We start from the raw sequence: 10602 nt of genomic DNA, 5'->3' as shown, positions 1-10602 counted from the left end.
ATACTATCAGTTCGACATCGACCTGCCCGCCGTGGCCGAAGTCTGGCGCCACGGCAGCGTCATCGGCTCCTGGCTGCTCGATCTCACCGCCGGCGCGCTGAAGAACGATCCGTCGCTCGCCCAGTTCGGCGGCCGCGTCTCCGATTCCGGCGAAGGCCGCTGGACCTTGAAGGCCGCGATCGACACCGGCGTTCCGGCGCCGGTGCTCTCCTCGGCGCTGTTCGACCGCTTCTCCTCGCAAGGCGAATCCGCCTTTGCCGACAAGCTCTTGTCCGCCATGCGCTACGCTTTCGGCGGCCATGTCGAAAAGCCGAAGGCGTGAGGGCGGGAGTGACGGGATGAGCCAGGAGAGATCCGACACGCTGGTGCTTTTCGGGGCGACCGGCGACCTTGCGCACAAGAAGATATTTCCGGCCCTCTATCACATGGTCGCCAAGGGGACGCTGAGCGAGCCGGTGATCGGCGTCGCATTCGATCCCTGGGATCTTGGCAAGCTGGTGGACCGTGCCCGCGACGGCGTCGTCAATGCGCTGGGCGGCGTCGACGACAAGGTGTTCGCCAGGCTCGCCTCGCTGCTGCGCTATGTCAGCGGCGACTATCGAGATCCGGCGACATTCGAGAGATTGAAGGCAGCGCTCGGCTCGGCGCAGCGGCCGCTGCATTACATGGCAGTGCCGCCCACCATGTTCGAAACCGTCGTCCAGGGGCTCGAACAATCCGGCACCGCGCGGGGCGCCAGATTGATGGTCGAAAAGCCTTTCGGCCACGATTTGCAGTCGGCCCGCTGGCTGAACCGCGTGTTGCACCTGGTGTTCGACGAACAGTCCATCTTCCGCATCGACCACTATCTCGGCAAGGAAGCGATCCAGAACCTGCTCTATTTCCGTTTCGCCAACGCTTTCCTCGAGCCGATCTGGAACCGCAACTTCGTCGAGAGCGTGCAGATAACCATGGCCGAGGATTTTGGCATCGAAGGCCGCGGCAAATTCTATGACGACGTCGGCTGCATCCGCGACGTCATCGAGAACCATCTGCTCAACATCCTGCTGTTGCTCGCCATGGAGCCGCCGGTCGGCCGCTCTGCCGACGATTTGATCGACGAGAAGGTGCAGGTGCTGCGCGCCATCCGAACGCTTACCAAGGACGATGTCGTGCGCGGCCAGTTCGACGGCTATCTGGCCGAACCGGGCGTGCGGCCGAACTCGCCGGTCGAGACCTTCGCCGCCGTACGCTTCTTCGTCGACACCTGGCGCTGGCAGGACGTGCCCTTCTTCATCCGCGCCGGCAAGAACATGCCGGTGCATGCGACCGAAGTGATCGTGCGGCTGAAGCGTCCGCCGCTCGACGTCTTCGATCCGATCAAGCCGGGCGACGCCAACTATGTCCGTTTCCGTATCGATCCGCAGGTGGCGATCTCGATCGGCGCCCAGCGCAAGGTAGCCGGCGACGACATGATCGGCGAGCAGGTGGAACTGACCGCGCTCGACGACACCAAGGGCGACATGCCGCCCTATGAGCGGCTGATCGGCGACGCGATGAACGGCAACGGCCAGCTCTTCACGCGCCAGGACGCGGCCGAGCTTGCATGGCGGATCGTCGGACCGGTGCTTGGCGACACCACGCCGCCTCCGATCTACGCGCCGAAGACCTGGGGGCCGGCCGACGCCATGAACGGCTTCGGCCCCCCCGATGGCTGGATCAATCCGACGAAATAGCTTCTCGGGGGACGGGATGGCGAAAGCAGCAAAACGGGCTTCGACGAAGGACGGGCAGGTCGTCCTCACCATCGACGTCGGCGGATCGCGTGTGAAAATTCTCACCAGCGCCGGCGGCGAGATGCGCCGCACCGAGTCCGGGCCGGGCTTGACACCTGAGCAGATGGTGGCTTCGGTGAAGAAGCTGGCCGAGGGCCTGGATTACGACGTCATTTCGATGGGCTATCCGGGCCCGGTCAGGGACAACAAGCCGTCGCTCGATCCCTTTAATCTCGGCAAGGGCTGGAACGGCTATGATTTCGCCGCCGCCTTCGGCAAGCCGGTCAAAGTCGTCAACGACGCGCTCCTGCAGGCGATCGGCAGCTATGACGGCGGCCGTATGCTGTTCCTCGGCCTCGGCACCGGCCTGGGCGCCGCCATGATCCTCGACAATGTCGGGCAGCCGATGGAGCTTGCTCATCTTCCTTACAAGAAGGGCGGCAGCTTCGAGGACTATGTCGGCGAGCGCGGCCTGGAAAAGCACGGCAAGAAAAAATGGCGCAGATACGTTTTCGATGTCGTAAACAGGCTTCGCGCCGCCTTGCAGCCGGACTATGTGGTCATCGGCGGCGGCAATGTCGACAAGCTCGATGAATTGCCTGAAAGATCCAGGCGCGGCGACAACACACGTGCCTTCGAAGGCGGATTTCGACTGTGGCGCGATAAGGCGCTGATCGTCTGATATTTTTACTTTTCAGTATAGTCGTTCAAAATAACGTGTAGCCGCACGACCTGTCGTTGCGCCTCGCAGATTTGCCGACTAGGAATCCGCCGGCCTGCCGCACATGCGCCCGCCTCGGCGCGCCAAACGCGCGGCAGCGCGCTGGATTTTACATCCCGATTTGCGGCCGTGCGGCATAGAGGAGGACTGACGTGGACGAGGAAACCAATACAGCCAACGAAGATGTCGACCTGCTCGAGCTCACCGCCCACATCGTGTCGGCCTATGTCGCCAAGAACGGGCTGCCTGCTTCGGGCCTGGGCGAGCTCATCGCCAGTGTCGCCTCCTCGATCGGCGCCCTGAACCAGCCGCCGACTCCGCCGGCACCGCCGCCCGTTCCTGCCGTCAATCCCCGGCGCTCGGTGACGCCGGATTACATCATCTGCCTCGAGGACGGCAAGAAGTTCAAATCGCTGAAGCGTCATATCGGCGTGCATTTCGGGCTGAGCCCGGAAGCCTACCGGACCAAATGGGGCCTGCCGGCAGACTACCCGATGGTCGCGCCTAACTACGCGGCATCGCGCTCCGAGCTCGCCAAGTCGATCGGCCTCGGCCGCAAGGCCGAAGCCGAGCCGGAGAAGCCGGCAAAGGCCAGGAAGGTAAAGGCCCCCGCCTGAACGATCTTGGCCCTGTGCCAACGGTTTGAAGAAGCCTGCCAAGGAATCCGCCTTGGCAGGCTTCCTGCTTTTGGCTTGGATAAGACAAGCGAATGCTGTTCGGGTGAGCCATGAACTATGCGAGGATGGTGATCGAGAAGGAAGCGCCGGAGGAATACGGCTACGACCGCATCCGCTTCAATCTCTCCGAAAGCTCGATCGCCGACCAGAAGCTTGCCGATATCGGCCTCTCGCTGCCCGACCTCACCTTGTTCTACGGCGAGCATCGCGGCGATAAGCAATTGCGCGCGCTGATCGCCGGGCAGGACAAAGCGCTATCCCCGGACGACGTGCTGGTTACAGCCGGCGCTGCCGGCGCGCTGTTCATCATTGCTACCTCGCTGCTTTCGGCCGATGACCATCTCGTCGTCGTGCGGCCGAACTATGCCACCAATATCGAGACGCCCAAGGCGATCGGCTGCGCGATCAGCTATGTCGATCTCGACTTCGACGAGGGCTTCGCCGTGGATGTCGCGCGCGTCGCGGCGGCGGTGCGGCCGAACACCAGGCTGATCAGCGTCACCTGCCCGCACAACCCGACCGGCACGATGATGACCGGCGCCGATCTCGACGCGTTGGTCGCGCTTGCCGAAAGCAGCCGCTGCCGGCTGCTGGTCGACGAAACCTATCGCGATCTGTCCTATGGCGAGCGCCTGCCCTCCGCGGCATCGCTCAGTCCAAGCGCGATCAGCGTCTGTTCCCTTTCGAAAGCATTTGGCATTCCGGGCATCCGGATCGGCTGGCTGGTCAGCAAGGACCACGCTCTGCAAGAGACGTTCCTCGCCGCCAAGGAGCAGATCGGCATCTGCGGCAGTGTCATCGACGAGGCGATCGCACGCTCCATGCTCGAGCGGCGCGATGCCTTCCTAGCATCGTTGTTGCCGGAGATGGCCAAGCGCCGCGATATCGTCCAGGCTTGGATCGACGGCGAGCCGCTGGTCGACTGGGTGCGGCCGCAAGGCGGTTTGGTCGGCTTTCCGCGTCTGAATGTCGATGCAGGTTTCGACCTCGACCGGTTCTACGCTCGGCTCCTGGAAGAACACGGCACTTATGTCGGTCCCGGCCACTGGTTCGAGATGCCGAAGCGCTTCTTCCGCGTCGGCTTCGGCTGGCCGAAGGAGGCGGAATTGCGCGGCGGGTTGCAAGCGATTTCCGCTGCGCTGAGAGACTGAGCCTCTTTCCACCGCGAACGATAATTCCAAAGATCCTTCATGCCGCGCCGATTTTTTGCGCGCGCGACGAAGCGAACTGGGCTAAGGGTCTCCGACCGGACCAGCGCCCACCGTGGAAGTGCCCCGCCGGCCGATGTCACAACGGGGCCCTCGAATCATGACCGCCGAAGCAACTTCACCTGAACAGCGCTACGCCGCCTTCCGGCACCGGCCGTATCTCAGCTACTGGACGGCGCGCTTCCTCACCACTTTCGCCACCCAGATCGTCTCCGTCGCCGTCGGCTGGCAGATCTACGACCTGACGCGCAATCCCTTGGACCTCGGCATCGTCGGCATCGTCCAGTTCCTGCCGTCGCTGCTCCTGGTGCTTGTCACCGGCGTCGTCGCCGACCGCTTCGGCCGCCGCCTGATCATGACATTGGCGTCGTTCGTCGAGGCCGGCTGTGCGCTCACTCTGTTGTTGCTGACGCTGCGCGGTCTTGGCGGCCCGCTGCCGATCTTCGTCGTGCTCGCCATGTTCGGCATCGCCCGCGCCTTCTACGGGCCGGCCTCGTCCTCGCTGGTCGCCAATCTGGTGCCGCCACAGGATTTCGCCAACGCCATTGCCTGGAATTCGTCCGCCTGGCAGACGGCAACTATCGTCGGCCCGGTCGCCGGCGGCCTGCTCTACGGCCTTTCGGCGGAGATCGCCTACGCTACTGCGGCGATCCTGATGCTTGTCGCCGCGCTGCTCGTCTTCACCATCCCCAAGCCCGCGCAGCAGACGGCTACCGACAAGCCGACGATGCAGACCCTGTTTGCCGGCTTTCGTTACATCTGGGGCGAGAAGATCGTGCTCGGCGCGATCTCGCTCGACCTGTTCGCGGTGCTGCTCTCCGGCGCCTCGGCGCTGCTGCCGGTCTATGCCCGCGACATTCTGGAGCTTGGGCCCTGGGGCCTCGGCCTGCTGCGCTCGGCGCCTGGGATCGGCGCCATCGCCGTGGCGGTCTGGCTCGCCGGCCATCCGATCCGCGACCATGCCGGCAAGATCATGCTCGGTTTCGTCGCCTTGTTCGGCGCCTTCACCGTCCTGTTCGGCGTCTCGACCATCACCTGGCTGTCGATCGTGGCGCTCGCCATGCTCGGAGCCACCGACATGTTCAGCGTCTATATCCGCGAGACGCTGATCCAGCTCTGGACGCCGGACGAGGTGCGCGGCCGCGTCAACGCCGTCAACCAGGTCTTCGTCGGCGCTTCCAATGAAGTCGGCGAGTTCCGCGCCGGCACCATGGCGGCGCTGATCGGAACTGTGCCGGCGGTGGTGATCGGCGGCATCGGCGCCATCGCGGTTGCCGGGATCTGGGCTTGGTTGTTCCCTGCGCTGCGGCAGGTGCGGCATTTGAATAGCAGGAACTAATTGCCGGCGCAGCAACTTGACGGCCGGACTAGAAGAGTGCAGCGGCTTCCCTCTGCAATTGCGGCAAAATCTATCCGACGGCCGGCTTGCCGAAGATCAGGCTCAAAAATTCGCCGAGCCAGCGCTTGAGGTGCATGTCCCAGATCAGCCGGCCGCCGAGATGATCGCGGCCGGGCTGCGCGCCGGGCAGCTCGAAGCGATGCGCGCCTCGCACCACCCAGCGCTGCATCATCACCCTGGTCAGCTCGCCATGAAACTGAATGCCCCAGGCATTCTCGCCATAACGAAAAGCCTGGTTGGGATAGGTTTCGGCCGTGGCGAGCAGCGTCGCGTCCTTCGGCAGGGAAAAGCCCTCGCGGTGGAATTGGTAGACCATCTCCGGCCAGTGCAGCAGTTTCTTGCCGGCGTCGGTCGCCTTCAGCGGATACCAGCCGATCTCGACCAGTCCTTCGCCATGACCCTCGACCCTGCCGCCAAGATACCTGGCGAGCATTTGCGCGCCGAGGCAGATCCCAAGAAAAGGCCGGTTTTCCTTGAGCGGGATTTCGAGCCACTCGGTCTCACGCCGGACGAACTCGTCCTGGTCGTTGGCGCTCATCGGCCCGCCGAAGATCACCGCCCCGGCGTGGCCGTCCAAAGTGCAGGGAAGCTCTTCGCCAAGCGGCGGCCGGCGAATGTCGAGATCGAAACCTTCTTCCAGAAGCATATGGCCGACGCGGCCGGGGCTCGAAGTCTCCTGATGCAGCACGATCAGGATTTTTGGTCTCGGCCTGGGTCTGGGTGGCATGGAAGAAGAAAGGTCCAGCTATTCGTCGCTCGATGTGCCCCGAGCGCCCGGGGCTTCGGCCGCCGCCTTGCGGCGCGCCTCGATGCGGTCGTGGCGCTCGACACCGATCAGTTCGGCGACGCGCCAGACGGTGTTGTCCTCGAGCTCGTGCAGCTCGCCGTCGGCGTAGACGATCTCCCACATCAGGCCGATGAAGGCCTTGCGCGCCTCGGCATCCAGATGGCGCTTGAGCACGCTGGTGAAGGCATAGAGGTCGATCGCCTCGTTATCGGCACGCTCGCCGGCGGCGGCCAGCGCGTCGAGCTCGTCGCCGCTGATCGAATAGGTCTCGGCCAGGATCTCCTTGAAGCGCTCCCACTCGATATCCTGGCGCACGCCGTCGGCGTTCATCACGTGATAGAGCAGCGCCGAGGCCGCGACGCGCGGATCGTCCGCGCTTGGCTTGCTCGCGCCCGCAGCAGGCAAATCCCTCAGGAAGGACAATACGCGTTCGAACATCGATGCTTTTTCCCTGTCCGCCAAGCCGAGCCTCAAAACAAACGAAACCGGCGCGGCGATTTTTCCGCCTCGTCTTCCGGCGTCACGCCGGGATCATCCGGCAAGCGCGGCAACTCCGGCGCCTGCTCGACCACCGTGTCATCGGCGGCGGCGACCGCGGTTTCCCTCTCGATGCCGTTCGGCGCCTCGGCGGCCGCCTTCTCGGCCGAACTATCGGGCTCAAGGTCGATCGCTCTCTCGTCAGCCGGCAAAGCGGGCGCCGATGCAGCGATCGCGGGAATTTCCTCCTCAACCTCGCTGTCGATTAGTTGCCCGAGCCGCTCCATCGGCGCGCGCCAAGTGAACGCGTCGAGCTTGCCGGTGATCGGCGATACCGGCGCCCAGCGCTCCGAGACGACACCGTCCGCCACCCAGGCCGGATCGCGCGGCGCGCGCACAGCCTTGGACAGCAGCTGCCGCACCTTGCCCTGGTCGCCGCTTTCGGCCTCCTCGATGTCGGCCAGCAACAGATAGGCGCCTTCGCGGCGATCAATGCGGATGGCGGATTCCGCCTCGCGCCTGGCGGTGGCGAAATCCTGCGCGTCGAGCGCGGCGCGCGCCACCGCCATCGACGATTCGGCATGGTTCTTCTTCAATTCCTGCAGCTTTTTCGCCCGATTGAGGCGATCGAGCACGGCATCGCCCGGCCTCGCATGGATGTAGAGCTCGGCGATGTCCGGATGCGGTTCGGCCCGCCAAGCGGTCTCCAGGATCTTGGAACCCTTGCGCACATCGTTGTGCTTGATCAGCAGGTTGGCCGCGATCACCGCGGCCGGCGCGAAATCGGGCGCCAGCTTGTTGGCTTCGAGCGCCGCGGTCCGGGCAGCGTTCGGATCGCTGTCGACCAGCGCCTGCGCCTTGGCAGTGAGCAGCACGGCGCGGCGGCGGTTGGCGGCATCGCGTTCGATTTGCCTTGTCGATTTCTGCGCCTCGACCAGCTTCAACGCGCCGTCCCAGTCGCCGCGCTCGGTCAGCTCTTCAAGCGTCGATTCCGCCGCCCAGGCAAGCTGCGGTGCCACAGCTGCGGCACGACCGGCATAGTGGCGCGCGGCGTTGCGGTCGCCCAGTCGCTCAGCTTCGAGATAGAGCCCGCGCAGGCCGAGCAGTCGCATCTCCGGATCATCGAGCATGCGCTCGAACTTTTCCCGCGCGCCGTCATGGTCGCCTTCGAGCAGCGAGGCCTGCGCATCGAGCAGGTTGATCAGCGGCTCCTGGTCGGAACTGATCAACTTGGCCGCCTCCTTGGTCTTCTTACGCGCCAGCGCGCCGTCGCCGGCGCCGGCCGCGATCATCCCCGTCGACAGCGCCTGGTAGCCGCGATCGCGGCGGCGGACCCGGAAATAGCGCGAGATCGCGTAGGGGCTGTTCCACAGCGACTTGATCAGCCACCAGACGATCATCACCGCTGCGACCACGGCGACGATCGCCACCGCCGCCACCATCAGCGTGACCTGGTACTGGTAACCGTTGAAGGTGACGATCATCTCGCCCGGCCGGTCGGCCAGCCAGGCAAAGCCGAGCCCCAGCGCGAACACGACGGCGAGGAAGGCGAGGATGCGGATCATCTGACGTTCCTCATGCCTTGGTCGCGCCGGCAATCAGCGCTTCGATCTGCTTTTCGACCTCGAGCCGCGCCTTCAGTTTGCCGGCGAAATCGGCGCCGGCCGCCTTCGACGCATCGGGCAGGGTATCGTATTCGGCGAGAGCCTTGGCATAGTCGCCCTGGCTGACTGCCACTTCAATGCGCGCGACCGTTTCCGGCACGCCCTTGCCTTCGACGGCGCCGACCGGCCGCACCTGCACCAGCGATTTCGCGCTCGACACCAGGCTTTGGAAGAAGCCGGCATTCTGGTCGACCGGCGTTGCCGCTTCGACCATGGCGTTGGCGGCGGCGTCGGCCTCGGAAGCGATGGTGGCTCGCGTGGGCACGCCTTTTTCCGCATAGCCGCGCAGAACGCCAAGCTCCGGCGCGTTGGGCGCAATCGCGGCGAACGTGTCGAGCTCGGTCGTGAACGGCGCGCCGCGATCGAGCGCCGCCTTCAGCGCCGAAGCGGCAATCGCCAGCGCGATCTTCGGCTGCGAGGCCTGCGCCTCGACCTTGCCGGAGAGCTGCTGCACCGACTGTTCCAGCGCAGCGATCCGGCTGTCCGCCGCCTTCGCCGCGTCGCCCGCCGATTTCACAAGCGCGTCGAGCCCGGCGAGCTTCTCGTTGAGCGGGGCGAGATCGACCGGTGCAGCATTTCCGGCCTTCTCCAGGTCGGCGACCGACGTCTCGATCTGGCCGACCTTGTCGGTGAGCGCCTTGAGCGCGGCGCCGTCGCCGCCCTGTCCGGCCGAGGATTTCAGCGCCGCGACGTCCGACTTCACCTGGTCGAGCGCCGAGGACAGGCCGTCGACCTTGGCCGAAGCGCCGGTATCGGTCGTTTCCTTGAGTGCCGCGATTTGGCTTCTCAGCGAGGCGATCTCGCCGGTGACGCCGTCGGGCGAGGGCCCGCCGACCGAAGTCGGAGAGCCGAGCAGCCCTACCGCTTGCAGAAGGCCGGCGCCGGCAAGCGCGACAACGCCGCCGATCACGCCGGCGGCAATCATGTTGACGCCTGAGCGCCTGGCGGCCGGGAAGTCGCGATCGTCGCTTCGGGTTTCGCTCGGCTTCGCCGTCGAGGCGGCAAAACTGGTCTTGGCTGCCGACGCATCCTCGAAACTGTAGCCGAAGCTTTTTGGTTCGCTCTTCGGAGCCTCATCAGTGCCTGGATAGGATGCTTCCGCCCCATCCTTGTTGGTTCCAGCCTGGTCAGCTCCGCCCTGCGCCGCGTCGGTGTGTTCCCACGGCTCGATGTCGGCCTGTTCGGCATGGATCGGCTCTTCGGGAGCTTCCGGCTGCGAAGCAGCAGCCCCTTCCTCTGCCTTCGCCTCGTCGGTTCGTTCCGTGTTGGTATCGGTATTGGCGGCATCCTCGTCGGTGATTCGCGAGACGGCGCCGGGTTCGAGTTCGATGGTCACCGGCTCGCGGCGGCTCTTCGAATGTCGCACCTTAGGCGTCTTGACCATGCTTGGGCTCCGCAAATTGGCTTGAGGATGGTTCAAAGGGTCTAGAGCTCAAGGATGCTCTACCACATCACCAAGCGGTGAAAAGGGGCGGTGTGATGACGCGGCTCAGCTCGTTAGCGACAAAAGCTGGAACAGCGCGTCCTCGGCGGGTTTAGAGGCAATGCGAACCTTTTGCCCGCCAACCCCGTCCAATTCTTTGGCGATTCTTACGGACAGGGCCAAAAACTCCGCCCGTTCAAGGAGATGCCGCAGTGCTGGGCGCATGGCCAGGCCAATCATCACGGGTGCCGCCTTGGCCGAATAGAGCAGCACTGCCTCGACCGGCGTGCCCGACAATCGGGCAACGACGGCATCGTCGCCATAGTCCAATTCGATGGTGTCGTAGGTCTCGACAGGCCGGACACGCACCCGGGCTGCCGCCAGCCGTTCTTCGAACACCGGAAAGCGCAGGCGGCCACAAAGATAAACCATCTCCTTGCCCGTCAGTTCGGCGGTTATCTGACCGGCCAGTGCTTCGGCATCGCCTGGGCC

The 10602-nt window shown here is 64.8% G+C and carries 10 protein-coding genes and 1 pseudogene; 6 read left to right on the top strand and 5 right to left on the bottom strand.

Annotated features, from left to right (window positions below; all coding sequences use genetic code 11):
* The 6 genes and pseudogenes from EOA60_RS06370 to EOA60_RS06345 all read left to right on the top strand — a co-directional run.
* A pseudogene (locus EOA60_RS06370) lies at positions 1 to 322 on the top strand (6-phosphogluconate dehydrogenase (decarboxylating)); the annotation flags it as partial.
* 16 nt (positions 323 to 338) lie between these two features.
* Entirely contained in the window at positions 339 to 1715 is a 1377-nt protein-coding gene (gene zwf, locus EOA60_RS06365) for a glucose-6-phosphate dehydrogenase (RefSeq protein WP_095826254.1), read from the top strand.
* A 16-nt stretch (positions 1716 to 1731) separates the two neighbouring features.
* A complete protein-coding gene (locus tag EOA60_RS06360) occupies positions 1732 to 2436 on the top strand; it encodes an ROK family protein (RefSeq protein WP_095826255.1) in 705 nt (234 codons plus the stop codon).
* Positions 2437 to 2627: 191 nt separating this feature from the next.
* Positions 2628 to 3092, top strand: coding sequence for a MucR family transcriptional regulator (locus EOA60_RS06355; protein WP_127335714.1), 465 nt, complete (start codon positions 2628 to 2630; stop codon positions 3090 to 3092).
* A 110-nt stretch (positions 3093 to 3202) separates the two neighbouring features.
* A complete protein-coding gene (locus EOA60_RS06350; RefSeq protein WP_095826257.1) occupies positions 3203 to 4303 on the top strand; it encodes a pyridoxal phosphate-dependent aminotransferase in 1101 nt (366 codons plus the stop codon).
* Between the two features lie 157 nt (positions 4304 to 4460).
* On the top strand, positions 4461 to 5699 hold the full coding sequence (locus EOA60_RS06345; RefSeq protein ID WP_095826258.1) for an MFS transporter: 1239 nt from the start codon (positions 4461 to 4463) through the stop codon (positions 5697 to 5699).
* Positions 5700 to 5769: 70 nt separating this feature from the next.
* Here EOA60_RS06345 and EOA60_RS06340 read toward each other — a convergent pair whose 3' ends face one another.
* The 5 genes from EOA60_RS06340 to EOA60_RS06320 all read right to left on the bottom strand — a co-directional run.
* On the bottom strand, positions 5770 to 6486 hold the full coding sequence (locus EOA60_RS06340) for a glutamine amidotransferase (protein ID WP_095826259.1): 717 nt from the start codon (positions 6484 to 6486) through the stop codon (positions 5770 to 5772).
* Between the two features lie 18 nt (positions 6487 to 6504).
* Positions 6505 to 6984, bottom strand: coding sequence for a TerB family tellurite resistance protein (locus tag EOA60_RS06335; protein ID WP_066998287.1), 480 nt, complete (start codon positions 6982 to 6984; stop codon positions 6505 to 6507).
* Positions 6985 to 7016: 32 nt separating this feature from the next.
* The gene (locus tag EOA60_RS06330; RefSeq protein WP_095826260.1) at positions 7017 to 8588 is read right to left on the bottom strand and encodes a heme biosynthesis protein HemY; all 1572 of its coding nucleotides are present in this window, start codon (positions 8586 to 8588) and stop codon (positions 7017 to 7019) included.
* A 10-nt stretch (positions 8589 to 8598) separates the two neighbouring features.
* Positions 8599 to 10071, bottom strand: coding sequence for a mitofilin family membrane protein (locus EOA60_RS06325; RefSeq protein ID WP_095826261.1), 1473 nt, complete (start codon positions 10069 to 10071; stop codon positions 8599 to 8601).
* A 105-nt stretch (positions 10072 to 10176) separates the two neighbouring features.
* Positions 10177 to 10602 (bottom strand): uroporphyrinogen-III synthase (locus EOA60_RS06320; RefSeq protein ID WP_206628100.1); only part of this gene is annotated, 426 nt, incomplete at its 5' end.

This window comes from Mesorhizobium sp. M1A.F.Ca.IN.020.06.1.1 (assembly GCF_004023265.1).
In the GTDB taxonomy this organism is placed as follows: domain Bacteria; phylum Pseudomonadota; class Alphaproteobacteria; order Rhizobiales; family Rhizobiaceae; genus Mesorhizobium.
The sequence above is the reverse complement of the archived record's forward strand: the minus strand, read 5'-3'. Positions and strand labels throughout refer to the sequence as shown.